The 17,606-nt window shown below is 72.7% G+C and carries 15 protein-coding genes; 5 read left to right on the top strand and 10 right to left on the bottom strand.

Features of this window, described 5'->3' with window-relative positions; genetic code table 11:
• Together DEJ48_RS04835 and DEJ48_RS04840 are read right to left on the bottom strand one after the other, a co-directional pair.
• Entirely contained in the window at positions 1 to 435 is a 435-nt protein-coding gene (locus DEJ48_RS04835; RefSeq protein ID WP_150214764.1) for a roadblock/LC7 domain-containing protein, read from the bottom strand.
• 83 nt (positions 436 to 518) lie between these two features.
• Positions 519 to 2,360, bottom strand: a complete 1,842-nt coding sequence (locus DEJ48_RS04840) for an ATP-binding protein (protein ID WP_150214766.1) — start codon at positions 2,358 to 2,360, stop codon at positions 519 to 521.
• Positions 2,361 to 2,651: 291 nt separating this feature from the next.
• Between DEJ48_RS04840 and DEJ48_RS04845 the strand changes: the two genes are divergently transcribed.
• A complete protein-coding gene (locus DEJ48_RS04845) occupies positions 2,652 to 3,170 on the top strand; it encodes a CGNR zinc finger domain-containing protein (RefSeq protein ID WP_150214767.1) in 519 nt (172 codons plus the stop codon).
• A gap of 63 nt (positions 3,171 to 3,233) precedes the next feature.
• Here DEJ48_RS04845 and DEJ48_RS04850 read toward each other — a convergent pair whose 3' ends face one another.
• Complete coding sequence (locus tag DEJ48_RS04850) at positions 3,234 to 4,442, bottom strand: MBL fold metallo-hydrolase (protein WP_150214769.1); 1,209 nt, start codon at positions 4,440 to 4,442, stop codon at positions 3,234 to 3,236.
• A gap of 106 nt (positions 4,443 to 4,548) precedes the next feature.
• Positions 4,549 to 5,340, bottom strand: coding sequence for an SIMPL domain-containing protein (locus DEJ48_RS04855; protein WP_150214771.1), 792 nt, complete (start codon positions 5,338 to 5,340; stop codon positions 4,549 to 4,551).
• 181 nt (positions 5,341 to 5,521) lie between these two features.
• Between DEJ48_RS04855 and DEJ48_RS04860 the strand changes: the two genes are divergently transcribed.
• Entirely contained in the window at positions 5,522 to 7,417 is a 1,896-nt protein-coding gene (locus tag DEJ48_RS04860) for a propionyl-CoA synthetase (protein ID WP_223831902.1), read from the top strand.
• Complete coding sequence (locus DEJ48_RS04865; protein ID WP_150214775.1) at positions 7,414 to 9,099, top strand: ATP-binding cassette domain-containing protein; 1,686 nt, start codon at positions 7,414 to 7,416, stop codon at positions 9,097 to 9,099. Before DEJ48_RS04860 ends, DEJ48_RS04865 begins: the two co-directional genes overlap by 4 nt.
• On the opposite strand, the gene DEJ48_RS04870 is transcribed toward DEJ48_RS04865, so the two are convergent.
• Positions 9,065 to 10,465, bottom strand: a complete 1,401-nt coding sequence (locus tag DEJ48_RS04870; RefSeq protein WP_150214777.1) for an aminotransferase class V-fold PLP-dependent enzyme — start codon at positions 10,463 to 10,465, stop codon at positions 9,065 to 9,067. The two genes, DEJ48_RS04865 and DEJ48_RS04870, sit on opposite strands and share 35 nt — an antisense overlap.
• A 140-nt stretch (positions 10,466 to 10,605) precedes the next feature.
• Positions 10,606 to 11,439 (bottom strand): SGNH/GDSL hydrolase family protein, encoded by an 834-nt coding sequence (locus DEJ48_RS04875; RefSeq protein WP_223831903.1) that lies wholly within the window; start codon positions 11,437 to 11,439, stop codon positions 10,606 to 10,608.
• 227 nt (positions 11,440 to 11,666) lie between these two features.
• Between DEJ48_RS04875 and DEJ48_RS04880 the strand changes: the two genes are divergently transcribed.
• Entirely contained in the window at positions 11,667 to 12,452 is a 786-nt protein-coding gene (locus DEJ48_RS04880; protein ID WP_150214779.1) for an ArsR/SmtB family transcription factor, read from the top strand.
• 111 nt (positions 12,453 to 12,563) lie between these two features.
• Positions 12,564 to 13,388 carry a tyrosine-protein phosphatase gene (locus tag DEJ48_RS04885; protein WP_411757421.1) on the top strand — a complete coding sequence of 275 codons (825 nt, stop codon included), beginning with the start codon at positions 12,564 to 12,566 and terminating at the stop codon, positions 13,386 to 13,388.
• A 16-nt stretch (positions 13,389 to 13,404) separates the two neighbouring features.
• Here the strand turns inward: DEJ48_RS04885 and DEJ48_RS04890 are convergent, their stop codons facing one another.
• From DEJ48_RS04890 to dxs, 4 genes are all read right to left on the bottom strand, one after another.
• Positions 13,405 to 13,521, bottom strand: a complete 117-nt coding sequence (locus tag DEJ48_RS04890; RefSeq protein ID WP_150220970.1) for a DUF6126 family protein — start codon at positions 13,519 to 13,521, stop codon at positions 13,405 to 13,407.
• 53 nt (positions 13,522 to 13,574) lie between these two features.
• Positions 13,575 to 14,210, bottom strand: coding sequence for a helix-turn-helix domain-containing protein (locus tag DEJ48_RS04895; RefSeq protein ID WP_150214783.1), 636 nt, complete (start codon positions 14,208 to 14,210; stop codon positions 13,575 to 13,577).
• A gap of 75 nt (positions 14,211 to 14,285) precedes the next feature.
• On the bottom strand, positions 14,286 to 15,671 hold the full coding sequence (locus tag DEJ48_RS04900; protein WP_150214785.1) for an aspartate aminotransferase family protein: 1,386 nt from the start codon (positions 15,669 to 15,671) through the stop codon (positions 14,286 to 14,288).
• A complete protein-coding gene (gene dxs / locus DEJ48_RS04905; RefSeq protein ID WP_150214787.1) occupies positions 15,668 to 17,578 on the bottom strand; it encodes a 1-deoxy-D-xylulose-5-phosphate synthase in 1,911 nt (636 codons plus the stop codon). The genes DEJ48_RS04900 and dxs overlap by 4 nt, the downstream gene beginning before the upstream one ends.
• Positions 17,579 to 17,606: the final 28 nt, after the last annotated feature.

Genomic DNA, 17,606 nt, shown 5'->3' on the forward strand with positions numbered 1-17,606 from the left:
TCAATGCCTCATCGGCGCGGGTTCGCCGACGGCTTGCCGGGGAGCGGTGACCAGGTACGGACGGACGCTCTTGACCAGCATCGCCATCTCGTAGCCGAGGACGGCCGCGTCCGCGTCGCGTCCCGCGAGGACCGCCAGGCAGGTGCCCGAGCCCGCGGTGGAGACGAACAGGAGGGTGGAGTCCAGTTCGACGACGACCTGCCGGACGTCGCCGCCGTCGCCGAAGCGGATGCCCGCGCTGCGGCCCAGCGAGTAGAGCCCGGAGGCGAGGGCGGCCATGTGGTCGGCGCTGTCCGGTTCGAGGCCGTGCACCGACTTCACGAGTCCGTCGGAGGAGAGCAGGACGGCGCTGTGCGTGTGCGGCACGCGCTGCACGAGGCCGCTCATCAGCCAGTCGAGATCGGATACATGGCCGGTCGGCGCATCGCTCGCCATGGTGGATCGACTCCTTGAGGTACGGACGTACGTAGGTCTGCGCAAGCAGCGGTGGGGGGCGGGGGTCGGGCCCGGGGTACTGGTCAGCCGCCGTGTCCTTGCCCGTCGTGCGGGGCGCCGGCCCGGTGGTCCCGCGGGGTGGGTTCGCGCGCGTCCTGCGCCTGGGCGAGGCCGATGCCGCGCTGGAACGCGGCCATCAGGCCCGGGTCGTGGCCGATGAGCTGGTCGTTCTCGGACCGCGGCGACGGGGAGTCGCGCAGCTGCGGTGCGATGTGTTCCTGGGCGCGGCGCTTGGGGAGCTGCGGTCTGCCCACCCGGCCGCGCACGGCGCCGTTGCGGGGTGTCGGCGGTGCCGCGGCGTGCTCGGCGGCCGCCTGCCGGTCCTCGGGCCGGATGCCGGGGGTGGCGTCGGCGGGCGTCGGGCGTTCCTGGCGGGCGCCGCGCACGGGGAGGGGTGCGGGTGACGCGCCGGTCGCGGTGCGCGGCTTGGGCGGTGCGGGGGCCTGGGCCGCTGGGTGGGGCGCGGGTTGGGACTGCGGTTCGGGCTGGGGCTGTACGTGGGTGTGGGGCTGGAGAGGGGTGGGGTCCGGCCAGGCCGGGGGGTCGGCGTGCGCCGCGGGGCGTGCCGCGTCCCGCGCTTCTTCTCCTGCGCTCCCGGCGGCGCCCCGCGACGCCTCTTCGGCCGCCGGGCGGCGGCGGGTGACCGGGTCGGCCTCCTGATCGCCGCCCAGCAGTTCCTGCGGCAGGATCAGCACGGCCTGGACGCCGCCGTAGATGTTGGTCTGCAGCCGCACCGCGACGCCGTGCCTGCGGGCGAGCGCGGAGACCACGAAGAGGCCGATGCGGCCGTCCTGCAGCAGGCCGGCGACGTCGACCTGGTCGGGGTCGGTGAGGAGGCGGTTCATCTTGTTCTGCTCGGTGACGGGCATGCCGAGGCCGCGGTCCTCGACCTCCACGGCGATCCCGGCGGTGACGAGGTTGGCGCGCAGGAGGACCTGGGTGTGCGGCGCGGAGAACACCGTGGCGTTCTCGACGAGTTCGGCGAGCAGGTGGATGACGTCGGCGACCGCGTGGCCGCGCAGGGTGCCGTCGATGGGCGGCACGAGTTTGACGCGCGAGTACTGCTCGACCTCCGCGATGGCGGAGCGCATCACCTCGTGCATGGAGACCGGGTTGCTCCACTGGCGGCGCGAGACGGCGCCGCCGAGGACGGCGAGGTTCTCGGCGTGCCTGCGGATGCGGGTCGCGAGGTGGTCGACGTGGAAGAGGCCCTTGAGCAGTTCGGGGTCCTCGACCTCGTTCTCCAACTCGTCGAGCAGGGAGATCTCGCGGTGCACGAGCGACTGGAGCCGCCGGGCGAGGTTCACGAAGACCTCGACCTTCTGTTCGCTGCCCGCGTGGCTGGAGAGCTGCGAGGCCTGCACGACGGCGCCCACGGCGGCGTCCTGCGCGCGGTTCAGTTCGTCGGCGAGCTGGTCGAACTCGTCGCCGCCGGGCCTGACCCTGGCCGTGGCGGTGGGGGTCGGCGGTTGGTCGCCGCGGCGCAACTGTTCGACGACGCCGCGCAGTTCCGTCTGGCCGCGTGCGGTGGCGCGGCGCAGCACGATGACGCGGTCGCGCACGGTCTTGGCGGCGCGCTCGGCGGCGATCGCGGCCGTCACGATGCCGGCGAGGCCGACCAGGGCGGCCGCGGTGAGGACGGCGAGCAGGACGGGGTCCGGCCGGGCGCCGGTCGAGCGCAGGGTGAACAGCACGGCCGCGCAGGCGCTCAGGCCCACGGCGACGGCCGGCAGTACGGCGATGCGCAGGAGCTGCGGCCGTATGTGGGTCTCGGGCAGTGCGGCGGCGGTCCGGCTGCCGGGTTTGCCGTGCCGGCCGCCTTCTCGGCGGTCCGCGCGGGCGGCCGGTGCGCGTAGGTGAGACATCTGCGTCCTCGGTACGTTGCGACGAGGGTCCGGCGGTCGGCCGGACCTCTCTTTGCGGCGTGGTTGCGGCATCGCCGTGCCGGTCGGCAGGTCGCGACGTCAGCCCTGCGTCGTGATCCCTGCGTCGCCCGACGGCCACTCACGGTAGTCGGCAACGCATCACGTGCGGTGGGCAGTTGACAAAGTCAGCGGGGCAGCGTCCCGCTCTGGTATGACGCCTCGTACGCGGGTCCGATTAGCGCCGCACGCGGGACGCCCCAAATCGCCGCCCTTCCCTGCTGTAATGCCCTCATGCACCTCAACCCTTACGGCGAGGACGCCGTGAACCTGGCCGCCGAGCTGGCCAACCGCCGGCCGGTCGACGCACAGGAGCTCGCGGACCGCTGCCGCGCGGCGGGGCTGACGCTGGAGCGCCCGGTCTCGCGCGACGACCTGGTGCGCGCGCTGGAGGCCCTGGACGCCTGGGAGGAGGTCGTCGACGCGGTCGACGAGCACGAGCGTGCGGCGCTGGTCAACGCCATGCTGGCCGCGGCGGCGTCCCATCCGCGGCTGACCGACCACGCGGGCAGCGGCTGGCACCTGCACTACCGCGAGGAGCACAGGCCCCTCGGCGACCTGCTGTTCTCACTGATCGCGGTGGGCACCGCGCTGCATCTGGCGGGCCGGGGCATGCACCGGCTGCGGCGGTGCGCGGTGGCGGAGTGCACGACGCTCTTCGCCGACACCTCGCGCACGGGACGGCAGCGCTACTGCTCGCAGCGCTGCGCCAACCGCGACGCGGTGCGCAGACACCGCGCACGCACCGCGTGAGGTGACGGGGACGCAGGTGGACGGGGACACAGGTGACGGGGCACAGGGGTGCCCCATCCCGCGTCACCCGACGGGCGCCGCCTCCGGCTCGCCGCTGTCCGACGGGCGCGTCCGCTCGGTTCCGGCGGTGTCCGCCGCGGCCGGCTCCGGCCACCCGCCCTTCGGCGTGCGGGCGACGCCGCGCCACCACGGTGTCGTCGGCACGGACGGCGTGCCGGGCTCGAAGGGTTCGCCGGGGCAGGGCAGCGCGATGGCGGCGCCCGCGCGGCGTGCCGCCGCCATGGTGTCCTCGCCCGGCTCCGACCAGGCGTGCGGGGCGAGGTTGAACGTCCCCCAGTGGATCGGCAGGAGTACGCCGTGCGATGCTCCGCCCTGGAGGTCCAGGTGGGCCTGTACGCCTTCCTCTGGCGTCATGTGGATGTCGGGCCAGAACTCGCTGTAGGCGCCGATCTGGATCATCGTCGCGTCGAACGGCCCGTACGCGGCGCCGATCTCCTGGAAACCGGCGAAGTAGCCCGTGTCGCCGCTGTGGTAGACGCGGTGCTCGGACCCCGCCACCACCCACGACGCCCAGAGCGTGTGCTGCTGGTTGCGCAGGCCGCGCCCGCAGAAGTGCCGGGCGGGGGTGGCCGTGAGGGTCAGCCCCGACACCTTCGCCGACTCGTGCCAGTCCAGTTCGCGCAGCCGGTCGGCCGGCACGCCCCACCGCTCCAGGTGGGCGCCGACGCCGAGCGGCACCGCGAACACCGTGTCCGTACCGGTGAGGGCCCTGATGGTGGGCATGTCCAGGTGGTCGTAGTGGTCGTGCGAGATCACCACCGCGTCGACGGGACCGAGCGCCTCCAGCGGCACCGGTACCGGGTGCAGCCGCTTGGGCCCCGCGAAGGAGAAGGGCGAGCACCGCTCTCCCCACACCGGGTCGAAGAGGACGCGCCGCCCCTCGATCTCGACCAGGACGCTGGAGTGACCCATCCAGGTGACCCGCAGTCCGCCGTTCGGCGGCTTGGCGAGGTCGGCGAGGGTGGTGGCGTGCACGGGGACCGTTCCGGCGGGTCCGCGGCGTACGCGCTCCTCCTTGCGGAAGTAGATCTTGGCGAACTCCAGGGACGACCCGGTAGGCCGGGTCCGCGCCCCCACGGGGTTCTGGAAGGATCCCTCCGCCACGGAGAAATTCGGCGACCTTCGGATGCGTGCCAGCCGGGCACCCGAGGGATCCGCTCCGAAGGCAGCGGACCGCAGCGAGCGCAGCCCGGGGATCAGGAACCGGGACACGGGACCTCCTGAGGGGGGTGAATAGGCCTCCCCATTATGTCCACGGGCCCCGGCTGAGTCCTGCGGGGCCACCTGCGCCGGTGCCCAGCCCGCCCGGCGCACCGCGTCACCGCAGCTCGTACACCGCCGTCACCGTGACCTCGTCCTGGATCCGCCCCGGCGCCACCGGCACCGAGTCCTTGGAGAAGGAGGCCACCGGGACCGCCACCGGCCGGGGGCGTCCGCTGTCGCTCTCCTCCAGCGAGAGCAGGCGGCCCAGGCCCCGGCCGCTCAGCCGGGCGTACTGCGCGGCCTTGTCCTTGGCGTCCTCGTACGCCGACGTACGGGCCCTGGCGCGCAGCGCCTGCGGGTTCTGCACGTCGAAGGCGACCGAGTGGATGCGGCTCGCGTCGCCGGGGGCGTCGGCGACCGCGCGGACGACGGCGCCGGTCTTCTCGATGTCACGGATGATCAAGGAAAACATCTGCGTGGCCCGGTGGCCGACGAAGAGCCCGTCCTCGCCCCTCGCGCCCGTGGCCTCGTACTGGTCCGGGTCGCCGTCCCGGTTCCGGTACACCGCGGACAGGGAGAGGTTCTCGGTCCTGATGTCGCGCTCGGCGACGCCCGCGGCGCGTGCGGCGGCCAGCAGCGCGTCGGCCGCGGCGCTCTGCTCGGTGAGCGCCTTGTCGGCGGTCGGCCGGGTGACCTCGACGCCGGCGGTGAGCACGGCCATGTCGGGCGCCGCCGAAGCGCTGCCCGCCCCGGTCACGCTCACCGTCGCCGGATCGGGTGCCGCGACGGCGGCCGGGAGGGCGGCGGGCGCGGTCTGGGCGGCGATGGCGGGGGCGCCCGGCAGCCCGAGGGCGGCGAGCGCCAGGGCGAGGGCACTGACGGAACGTACGGAACGTGCTGAGCGCATGACGGGGGTCCCTTCCGGCTGCCCGTCCCTGCGGGGACGGTTCGCCGTCATCCCAGCACCGGCGCGCCCGCGCGGGTCCGCGCCACTCCAGCCCTGTCACCTCACCGGCCGACTCCCTTTACGATGGCGGGCGTTCGCCCCACGATGCCGTCCAGACACCTCGGAAGAGCGGAGTGACCGGTTGCCAAGGCCGACGAGTTACGAGAGTGCCCACCGCGAGAGCCTCCTGGACCCGACGGCCTTCTGGGGCCGCGCGGCCGAGGCCGTCGACTGGTACGTGCCGCCCGCCACGGTCCTGGACGCCGAGGCGCCCACCGCGCCCCGGTGGTTCGCGGGCGGTGCGCTGAACACCTGTCACAACGCCCTGGACCGGCACGTCCTGGCCGGGCACGGAGACCGTACGGCACTGATCCACGACAGCCCCGTCACCGGCACGGTCCGCGGCATCACTTACCGGGAACTGCTCGACGAGGTCGCGCGCACCGCGGGAATGCTCACGGAACTCGGCGTCGGCAAGGGCGACACCGTCGTCGTGTATATGCCGATGGTGCCCGAGGCGGCCGTCGCGATGCTGGCGTGCGCGCGCATCGGCGCCGTGCACTCCGTGGTGTTCGGGGGCTTCGCGGCGCCCGAGCTCGCGGCCCGCGTCGACCACGCGCGCCCCAAGGTGGTGCTCTCGGCGTCGTGCGGCATCGAGGTCGACCGGGTCATCGCGTACAAGCCGCTTCTGGACGCCGCGCTGGAGCAGTGCGCGCACCGCCCGGAGGCCTGCGTGATCCTCCAGCGGCCGCAGGAGCGGGCGGAGTTGCGGGCCGGACGGGACCTCGACTGGGCGGACGCGGTCCGTACGGCGCCGAGCGTCGACTGTGTGCCGGTGGCCGCCACGGACCCGCTCTACATCCTCTACACCTCCGGCACGACCGGCTCCCCGAAGGGCGTGGTCCGCGACAACGGCGGCCACGCCGTGGCGCTGCGCTGGAGCATGGAGCACATCTACGACGCCCGGCCCGGCGAGGTCTTCTGGACGGCGTCCGACGTGGGCTGGGTCGTCGGGCACTCGTACATCGTCTACGCACCGCTGCTCGCCGGCTGCACCACGCTCCTGTACGAGGGCAAGCCGGTCGGCACGCCGGACGCGGGCGCGTTCTGGCGGGTCGTCGCGCAGCACGGGGTGCGCACCCTGTTCACCGCGCCGACGGCGATCCGTGCCATCAAGCGCGACGACCCGAAGGGCGCGCACCTGGCCGAGCACGACGTGTCGTCGCTGCGCGCCCTGTTCCTGGCGGGCGAGCGCCTGGACCCCGACACGTACCACTGGGCGCGTGAGCTCCTTGACCTGCCCGTCGTCGACCACTGGTGGCAGACCGAGACGGGCTGGCCGATCGTCGCCAACCCGCTCGGCATCGAGGCGCTGCCCGCCAGGTCGGGCTCGCCCGGCAGGCCGATGCCGGGCTGGGACCTGCGCGTCCTGGACGAGGCGGGCGAGGAGTGCCCGCCCGGCACGGACGGCACCCTCGCCCTGCGCCTGCCGCTCCCGCCGGGCAGTCTGACCACGCTCTACCGCGACGACGAGCGGTTCGCGGCCACCTATCTGAGCCGCTACCCGGGCCACTATCTGACCGGCGACGGCGGCCATGTCGACGAGGACGGCCACGTCTTCGTGATGGGCCGCCTCGACGACGTCATCAACGTGGCGGGGCATCGGCTGTCGACCGGCGCCATGGAAGAGGTGCTCGCCGACCATCCGGACGTGGCGGAGTGCGCGGTGGTGGGCGTCGCGGACCAGCTCAAGGGCGAGCTGCCGCTCGGCCTGGTCGTGCTGCGCCAGGGCGTGGACCGGCCGGCCGGCGACGTGGAGGCGGAGCTGCGCTCCTTGGTGCGGAGCCGCATCGGCGCCGTCGCCACCCCGCGCCGGGTGGTGGCCGTGCCGAGGCTGCCCAAGACCCGCTCCGGGAAGATTCTGCGCGGCACGGTCCGGGCGATCGCCGACGGCCGGGACTACACCGTTCCGGCGACGATCGAGGACATCGGGGTCCTCGACGAGATCACCGCGTCCCTGCGGACGGGCGGCCGGTGACGTCCGTGGACCGGCCGGGCGTGGAGCTCTCGGCGCGCGGCGTCGAACTGGTGCTGCCGGGCGGCGGTGTGGCGCTGTCCGGGATCGACGTGCCGACGGTCGGGCCCGGGCGCGTGCTGGGTGTCGCGGGCGGCAGCGGCGCGGGCAAGACGCTGCTCCTCGAGGTCCTTGCGGGGCTGCGGGTGCCGCGCGCCGGGCGGGTGTCGGTGCGGACCGCCGTGGCCGACGGCGGGGCGAGGACGCCGCAGACGTTGCGGTACGGGTTCGTGCCGCAGGACGACATCGTGCACCGCGCGCTGCCACTGCGGACCGCCCTGGAGTACGCGGCCCGGTTGCGCGGCACCGACCCCGGCGATGTGCCCCTCGTACTTGCGGAGTTGGGGCTCGCGGAGGCGGCCGAACAGCCCGTGCGGACGCTCAGCGGAGGCCAGCGCAAGCGGGCGAGCATCGCGATCGAACTGCTCTCCCGTCCGCGGCTCCTCTTCCTCGACGAGCCGACGTCCGGACTCGATCCGCTCACCGGGGCGCAGCTGACGCAGCACCTCCTACGGCTCGCGGCGAGCGGCGTCACCGTCGTGTTCACCACGCACACGCCCGCCGATCTGCACCACTGCGACCAGGTGCTGTTCATCGCGCCGAACGGCAGACCCGGCCCCTGCGGCACCCCGGCCGAGCTGCTGCGGCTGTCGCCCGACGGGACGTTCGAGGCCCTGTACGCCGTGGAGGTGCCGACAGCGGACGGCGGGTCGCGGCACCAGCACGAACCGGCGGCGCCCGCCGCTCGCCCCCGCTTCTCCCCCGCCACCGGCCGCCTGCGCCAGTGGGCCGTCCTGACCGGCCGTGACCTGCGGCTGCTGCGGCACGACCGGCTGACCGCCGCCATCACCATCGGGTCGCCGCTCATCATCATCGCGATGTTCGCGCTGCTGTTCCGCCCCGGTGCCTTCGACCCCGGCGATCCGTCGCCCGCGGCCTCCGCGATGGTGCTGTTCTGGATCGCGTTCGGCGCCTTCTTCTTCGGGCTCGCCTATGGACTCCCGCAGATCTGCGGCGAGTTGGCGGTGGTGCGCAGGGAGCGCAGGACGGTACTGCGGTTGTGGCCCTATCTGCTGGCCAAGCTCACCGTCCTCGGGCCCGTCCTGCTCCTCGCGGACGCGCTGCTGCTCGTGGTGCTGCGCGCCCTCGACCGGCTGCCGAGCGCCGAACTCTCTGTCCACGCCTCGCTGTTCGTGACGACGGCGCTGGCGTCGTTCGCGGCGCTCGCGCTCGGCCTGTGCTGTTCGGCCCTGGTCTCCGAACCGAGCCAGGCGGCGCTGGTGCTGCCGCTGCTGTGCTTCCCTCAGGTGCTGTTCTCGGGGGCGTTCGTGCCGGTGCCCGGGATGGCCGCGGGCGGGCGGTGGATCAGTGTCGCGATGACCAACCGGTGGGCGTTCGAGGCCCTGGGCTCCGGGGCCGGTCTGGAGGAGCTGTGGCGGGGCGGCGGCGCGGAGGGCCGGGCGCTGCTCGACTCGTACGGGGAGACCTTCGGGCATCCGGCGTGGGTGGGCTGGGTGATCCTCGCCGGGTGCGCCGTGGCGCTGCTCGTCGTGGCGTGGCTGGTGCTGCGACGGCGCTGTCCCGCGTCGACCCACCGGCTCGGCGAGGCCCTCAGCACGTCAGACGGGGGGCCAGGTCGCCCCTGACCGGGGTGGCGGCGGCGAAGGTGGCGTACAGGAAATCGAGGAAGCCGTCGATGTCCTCGGTGACGTTCGCGATGCCGGGCGAGACGCGCACGGCGCCGCCGGAGGGCAGGCCGAGGCGCCGGATGTAGCCGTCGATGGTCTCGGCGCGCCACCGCTCCGTGCCGGTGCGCCGGAGCAGGCGCGGCGCGATGGTGAAGGCCTCTTCCCCCGCGCCCGGGTTGCAGAAGCAGCCGGTGCGGACCGAGATGCCCGCCGCGGCGCACTCGCGGGCCACGATCCGTTCGTCGACGACCTTGCCGCGGGTGTCCAGGACGTTCAGGGCGACCGTCCCGCCGCGCCCGGCGGTGCCGCGCGGGCCGTAGACGCGCACGAGCGGCCTGCCGCCCGGGTGCCGTAACTCGGCGAGTCCCCGCAGCAGGCGTCCGGTCAGCCGGTTCACGTGCGCGCCCACGGCTTCGGCGCCCACCTCGTCGTACCAGTCGAGTCCGGTGGTCACCTGCGGGACGGCGTGGAAGTCGGGGGTGCCGTCCTCGAAGGCGGCGGGGGCCTGCGCCATGCGGTGCCAGCGCGCCCGTGCGCTGACGACCTGGATCGTGCCGCCCGCGAACCAGGGGCGGCGCAGTCCGGCGAGCGCCTCGCGCCGGGCCACCAGGCTGCCCACGCCGGAGGGGTAGCCGAAGACCTTGTACCAGCTGGCGACCACGAAGTCCGCGGGCGTCCGGCGCAGGGACAGCTTGCCGGTCGGCAGGTACGCCGCCGCGTCGAGGAGCGTGTGCCATCCGGCCGCCCTGGCCCGCGCTGTCCACTCCAACGGATGCCGTACGCCGGTGAAGTTGCTCTGCGCCGGATAGCAGAACAGGCCTCGGCGCCGCCCGTCGAGTGCCCTGCGCACGGCCGCTCCGGAGACCCGCAGTTCGTCGCCCGTGAACGGTACGAGGCCGACCTTGGCGTGTGCGGCGCGCGCGAACTCCCGTACTCCGTTGACGGAGTTGTGGTTGTCCTGGGTGAGGAGCAGCGATGCCGAGCGGCGGTGGAACGGGTAGGCCTCGGCGACCAGTTTGACGGCCTGCGAGGCGTTGGCCGTGAACACCACCGTGTACTCGGCGGGATCCGCGTCGAGGAACCGCAGGACCCGCAGCCTGGCCTCCTCGATCAGCTCGGTCGACGCCGTGGACGCGGGGCTCTCGGTGTGCGGGTTGCCGAACGCCCGCCCGCTCAGCCGCGCGGCCTGCGCCCGCACGAGGCCGCGGGGCGCGGGTGCTGCGCCGGTGTGGTCCAGATAGATCTGCCGCGTCTCGTCGAGGTAGGCGAAGTCCGTCGCGCGCAGCCGCGCGAAGACGCCCTCGTCCGCTCCGATCTCCCCCACTCCGCCCCCGTCCCGCACGCGCGGCGCCCCGGCCGCGCGCGTCCGTCCGCCGCGCCTGCCCGCAGCGTCCGCCTTCCGTCCCCGCCTGTCCAGACGGCCCCGGGCGGTCGATGGTTGCGGGCACGGCGGGCCCGGGTGGTTCAGGAACCGGAGTGGATCTGCATCTTGAGGGCGTCGATGTTGCGGAAGCCCTTCGCCTCCACGTGGTCCCCCGAGCTCTCGCCGCGGATGCGCCGTCCGAACCACGGCACCAGGTACTCGCGCGCCCAGTGGATGTCGTCGCGGCGCACCTCCAGCGTGCCGCGCGGCGGCAGCGGGGGCCACGGCTGGTCGGGGTCGGCGGGCACGTCGAGTCCGAGGACCTGACCGGCCCGCAGCGCGACGCGCGTGTGGCCCTCGGCGGAGAGGTGCAGCCGGTCGCCGTCCCAGGCCCTGCGGTCCTGGACGGTCTTGAGGGACCACAGGTCGAGGACGGGGCAGCCGTAGCGGTCCGCGATGGCACGGACATGCATGTTGTACGTGGCGATCTTGCCGCGCAGGTGCTTGAGCACCGCGACGCCGCGGGTGTCGAAGCCGGTGGTCACCATGACCGTGCCGACCGCCGACGAGAGGTCGGCGACGGCGCGCTCGAACCGCTCGGCGACCTCGTCGGGGTCGGTGCCGGGCCGGATGATGTCGTTGCCCCCGGCGCAGAAGGTCACCAGGTCGGGGGCGAGCTCCTTGGCGCGCGGCAGCTGGTCCTCGACGATCTGGTCGAGGAGCTTGCCGCGGACGGCGAGGTTGGCGTACCGGAAGGTGTGCTCGGGCACCCGGTCGTCCAGCAGGACCGCGAGGCGGTCGGCCCAGCCGACGAAGGTTCCGTCGGGCGCCGGGTCGCCCACGCCTTCGGTGAAGCTGTCGCCGACCGCTGCGTAGGAGTTGATTACGCCGTTGTTGATGGGGTGATTGATGAAGGTTGTCGACTCTGCGCTCACGACGTCACATCCTTCACCTCCCTAAGTGACCTACGCCACCGTAGGGAGGGGTTGACGGTGCGTGAGATAAGCCACCGGTCAAGATTCACCCAATTTCGGAATAAGCCTCGGCTTCAACCATCGGCCTCTCTCCTGGTCGGCATACAGCCCTCCGATTGACATGCAGCCGTTCGGCTGCCCATTATGAAAGTGCAGCCGCCCGGCTGCATGACTGGGGGTGGCAGAAGGTGGACGCGGCGTTCAAGGCGCTGGCCGATCCGAGCCGACGGCAGCTGCTGGACCGGCTGCGGGACCGCAACGGACAGACCCTGCGGGAGCTGTGCGCGGGTCTGGACATGGCCAGGCAGTCGGTGAGCAAGCACCTCGCCGTACTGGAGGCCGCCGAGCTCGTGACCACGGTGCGGCAGGGGCGGGAGAAGCTGCACTACCTGAACGCCGCTCCGATCAACGCCATCGCCGAGCGATGGATCAACCGGTTCGACCGCGAACGGGCGCACGCCCTCGCGGACCTGAAGAGAGCATTGGAGCAACCGACCATGGGCAGCGACAGCACGACCTTCGTGTACACGACATACATCCGCACCACCCCGGAGCGGCTCTGGCAGGCCCTGACCGACCCGGCCTTCACCCGCCGGTACTGGGGCGTGGGCTTCGACACCGACTGGACACCGGGGTCGACGATGACCTGGACCGAGACGGGCGCCACCACGGAGGACCCCGAGCAGGTCGTCCTCGTCCACGAACCGCACCGCAGACTCGCCTACACCTGGCACACCTTCAGCACGCAGTGGGCCGAGGCCAACAACATCGACGAGGAGCTGCGCGCACGGCTCGCGAGCGAGCGCCGTTCGCGGGTCACCTTCGACCTGGAGCCCGAGGGCGATCAGGTGAAGCTGACCGTCACGCACGAGTTCGACGGAGCGGGCACGCTGCAGTCCATGTGCAGCCAGGGCTGGCCGGCCATCCTCTCCAGCCTCAAGACCCTCCTGGAGACCGGCGAACCCCTGGCCTGACGCGTCACGAGAGGGCCTCCGCCGGGACTTGATTGCCTCAGGAAGCCATGTCGTATCGTCGAAGACGCATCTACCGGCGAGCCGCGCCGGCGCAGAGCCCGAGGAGAGCCCGTGACGCAGGAGTCCCCGCCGACAGAGCTGGCAGCGCTGGTGGAGCTGTCGGAGCCCGACCTCGCCGGAGTGCGCAATTTCCGTGACGTGGGCGGCCTGCCGACCGTGGACGGCCGGCGCGTCCGCCGGGGCACGCTCTTCCGCAGCGGTCATCTGGCGCACGCCACCGCCGACGACGCCGCGTTCCTCTCCTCGCTGGGCCTGCACACGATCTTCGACTTCCGCAACGCCGCCGACCAGCGCCTCGAGGGGCCCGACGTCGAGCTGCCCGGCGTGCGGAACGTGAATCTGCCGCTGACCGACCCGGCCGACGGCGCCGAGTTCTGGAGGATGGTGCGCGACGGCGACCTCGACCAGCTGCGCTCGATCCTCTCCGACGGCAGGGCCGCCGACCGCATGGGCGCCGCGTACCGGGCGATCATCAAGGAGCGCACCGCCGAGCACAGCCAGGTCCTGCACGCGCTCGCCGAGGACAGCGTGCCGGCCCTGATGCACTGTGCGGCGGGCAAGGACCGCGCGGGCCTGTCCATAGCCGTCGCGCTCCTCGCCGTGGGCGTGGAGCGCGAGGCGATCGAGGCGGACTACCTCAAGTCGAACGTGAAGCACCGCCGCTACAAGGTGCACCGCTCGGACAGCTCGGCCGACGCGATGTCGCCCGAGGTCATGGAGCTCCTCGACCCTCTCTTCGACGCCCGCGCCGAGTACCTGGCGGCGGCATACGAGACCATCGAGGAGACCTGGGGCGACGTGGACACGTACCTCTCCGCGGGTCTGGAGCTCAGCCCCGAGACCCGCGAGCGGCTGCGCGAACGCCTCCTCGACTGAGCGGGGCGAGCGGGCGCTACTGGTTGTTCGCGCCCACTTCGAAGAGCAGGTAGAGGAAGGCCGCGAAGAGGTGGCCGACCGCCACATAGATGATCAGTCGGACCCAGAGCGCTCGGGGGAACTTCTCCTCCATGGTGTTGCGGGCGGGCCGCTCCGGCTGAACAGGGCCCTGCTGTTCCGGTTCCGTCATGTCGGGTCTCCCTGGGTGGGGCCGCCGAGGCACAGCGCGGTGGCGGGGCTCTGCAGCAGCGTGTGGACGAACAGGAGGTCGGCGCCGGCCGGGTCGGCGGCGGCGATCCGGTGCGGGGTCAGCGAGTCGAAGTGCGCGCTGTCCCCGGGCGCGAGGACGTGCACCGTGTCCCCCAGGTGCAGCCGCAGCCGCCCCTTCAGGACGTACAGCCACTCCTCGCCGGGGTGGACGCGCACGATGTCGCCCTGCGCCCCGTGCGGGACGTGGACGCGCAGTGCCTGCATGCCGCGGCCCGGGGCGCCCGCCTGCCAGTAGGTCCAGCCGCCCGCCGCGGTCGGTTCCATGTCCGGGGCGCGGACGACCGCGTCCCGGTCGGCGACCGTCTCGCCGAGCAGTTCCGAGACCGTCGTACCGTAGACCCGTGCGAGGGTGAGCAGCATCGGCAGGGAAGGCTGGCGCTGCCCGGTCTCCAGGCGGGAGAGATGGGCGGGCGACAGCCCGGCCGTGCGGGCCGCGGCCTCCAGGGTCAGGGAGGCGCGGCGGCGCAGTTCACGCAGCTGGGGCGCCACGGCGGGGAGCGCGTCGGCCGCCTCGGGCGGCTCGGCGGGCTCCTTGGGCTCGGCAGGGCTCATGGGTTGATTGAGCCAGAGCCTTGCCTCCCGGGCAACTTTCTTGCCCGAGAGGCAAAAGAGGTCCTCGAAGCGGGACTACCGGTTCGCGACCGCCTGCTTCACCAGGGTCCTGCCGAAGTCCCACATCAGCCCGCCGCCGCTGTGTGCGTCCTCCATCACGGCGGTGAAGGCGTCCACGAAGCGGTCCACCTCCCGCTCCCCCACGGTCAGCGGCGGGATCAGCTTGATGACCTCCAGGTGGTCCCCGGAGACCTGGGTGAGGATGCGGTGCTTCTGCAGCAGGGGTACGACGACCATCTGCGCGAAGAGCCCCTTGCGGGCCGCCTGCAGCATCGTCCAACGGCCGCGCAGCTTGAGCGACTTGGGGCGCCCGAACTCGATGCCGACCATCAGGCCGCGGCCGCGCACCTCGCTCAGCAGCTCGTAGCGGTCGACGAGGGCGGCGAGCCGCGACTTGAGCGACTCCCCTGTCACCCGCGCGTTCTCGACGACCTTCTCGTCCTCCATCACGGCGAGGACGGCGAGCCCCGCCGCCATGGCCTGCGCGTTGGAGCCGAAGCTCGCCGAGTGCACGAGCACCCGGTCCATCGAGGAGTAGACCTTCTTGAAGATCCAGTCCTTGCCGAGCGTCGCGCCGACCGGCACATAGCCGCCCGACAGCGCCTTGGCGACGCAGACCAGGTCGGGCTCGACGCCCTCCTCGTGCTGGTAGGCGTAGAAGTCGCCGGTCCTGCCGAGGCCGGTCTGCACCTCGTCGGCGATCAGCAGCGCCTTGTGGCGGTGCAGCAGCTCCTGGGCGGCGCGCAGATATCCCGGCGGGGTCTCGTGCACGCCCTTGCCCTGGATGGGCTCGACGATCAGCCCGGCGACGTCGCCCTTCTTCAGCTCCGCGCGCAGCGCGTCCAGGTCGCCGAGCGGGACCGCGGTGTCGGGCAGCAGCGGCGCGAACCCGTCGCGGAAGCCGTCCTCGCCGTTGACGGAGAGAGAGCCCGTGGTGAGCCCATGGAAGGCGTGCGCGCAGTAGAGCACCCGCGGCTTCCCGGTCGCGTAGCGGGCGAACTTCAGCGCCGTCTCGACAGCTTCGGTGCCGCTGTTGCCGAAGAAGACCCGCTCCAGGTGCGGGCTGTGCGCGAGCAGTCGCTCGGCGAGCAGGCCCGGCAGCGGCTGGCAGTCGAAGCGGGTGAGGTCGGCGAGCGAGGCGTCGAGGACGTCGTGCAGTGCCTTGCGTACGACAGGGTGGTGCCGGCCGAGACCCATGACCCCGAAGCCCGCGAGCATGTCGAGGTAGTCGTTGCCCTCCGCGTCCCAGAAGTACGCGCCCTCGGCCCGCTCGTAGACCTTGTCGAAGCCGATGGTGTGCAGCATGCGGGGCAGTTGGTGGTTGAGGTGCCGGGCGTGCAGTTCGTACCGTTCGGCGCCCCGCTCGGCGAGAAGTCTGCCGAGGTCGAACTCCTTGGTCATACGCTGTACTCCTTGCCTGGACCCTGCTGGTGCGTGCCCTGGCCGGCGGTCAGCGTGGCGCTGATGCGGCCGGCGATCTCGACGGGGGTGAGCCCCAGATCCGCGAGGACCTCGCCGCGCTTGGCGTGCGCGAGGAACTGCTCGGGAATGCCGAACCGCCGTACCGGTACGTCGACTTCGGCCTCGCCGAGCGCGAGCGCCACCGCGGCGCCGACCCCGGCGGAGCGGCTGTTGTCCTCGACGACCGCGACGAGGCGGTGCCGGGCGGCGAGGCCGGGCAGCTCCGGGTCCACGGGCTTGACCCAGCGCGGGTCGACGACGGTGCAGCGCAGACCGCGCTCCCGGAGCAGTTCGGCGGCCTGCAGACAGACCGGCGCCATCACCCCGACGGCGACGAACAGCACGTCGGCGTCCGGCTCCTGGAGCAGCACGTCCAGGCCGCCGATCCGGTCCACGGCGGGGATCGCGGGCCCCACCGACTCCTTGGGGAACCGCAGGAGCGTCGGCGCGTCGTCCACGGCGACCGCTTCCCGCAGCTGCGCCCGAAGTTGGTCGGCGTCGCGCGGCGCGGCGATCCGCAGCCCCGGCACGACCTGGAGGATCGACATGTCCCACATGCCGTTGTGCGAGGCGCCGTCGACGCCGGTCACCCCGGCCCGGTCGAGCACGAAGGTGACCCCGCACCGGTGCAGCGCGACGTCCATGAGGAGCTGGTCGAAGGCGCGGTTGAGGAACGTGGCGTACACCGCGACGACGGGGTGCAGTCCGCCCGTGGCGAGCCCGGCGGCCGACACGGCGGCGTGCTGCTCGGCGATGCCGACGTCCCACACCCGGTCGGGGTAGGCCTCCGCGAACTTCGTCAGGCCGACGGGCCCCAGCATGGCCGCGGTGATGGCGACGACGTCGTCGCGCTCGGCGCCGATGCGGACGATCTCGTCGCCGAACACGGAGGTCCAGGACGGGCCGTTGGACGGCGCGAGCGGCTCGCAGGTGAGCGGGTCCATGACGCCGACGGTGTGGAAGCGGTCCGCCTCGTCGGCGAGCGCCGGTTCGTAACCGCGGCCCTTCTCGGTGAGGCAGTGGACGAGCACGGGGCCGTGGAAGCGTTTCGCACGCCGCAGGGCCGACTCGACGGCCCCGATGTCGTGCCCGTCGATCGGCCCGACGTACTTGAGCCCGAGGTCCTCGAACATGCCCTGCGGGGCGAACGCGTCCTTGAACCCCTTCTTGGCGCCGTGCAGCGACTCGTACAGCGTCTGCCCGACGACGGGTGTGCGCTGGAGGATGTCCTTGCCCCAGGCAAGGACACGCTCGTAGCTGTCGGTCGTGCGCAGGGTCGCGAGGTGGTTGGCGAGGCCGCCGATGGTCGGCGCGTACGAGCGTTCGTTGTCGTTGACGACGATGATCAGCGGCCGGTTCTTCGCGGCCGCGATGTTGTTCAGCGCCTCCCAGGCCATGCCGCCCGTGAGCGCGCCGTCACCGATGACGGCGACGACGTGCCCCCGCTCGCCGAGCACTTGGCGCGCCTTGGCGAGGCCGTCCGCCCAGCCGAGCGCGGTCGAGGCGTGGCTGTTCTCGACGATGTCGTGCTCGGACTCCTCGCGCGAGGGGTAGCCGGAGAGGCCGCCCTTGCCGCGGAGCTTGGAGAAGTCCTTGCGTCCGGTGAGCAGCTTGTGCACGTAGCTCTGGTGGCCGGTGTCCCACACGAGCCGGTCGACCGGCGACTCGAAGACGCGGTGCAGGGCGATGGAGAGCTCCACCACCCCCAGATTGGGGCCGAGATGGCCGCCCGTCCTGGCGACCGCGTGCACCAGGAACTCCCTGATCTCCCCTGCCAGTTCGTCGAGCTGGGCCCCGGAAAGTCCCTTCAGGTCCCGCGGCTCCCGGATGGTGTCCAGAATGGTCATGCTCGAGCCCCCTCTCTCGTCGGCGCCC

The organism is Streptomyces venezuelae (genome assembly GCF_008642315.1).
Lineage (GTDB): Bacteria > Actinomycetota > Actinomycetes > Streptomycetales > Streptomycetaceae > Streptomyces > Streptomyces venezuelae_D.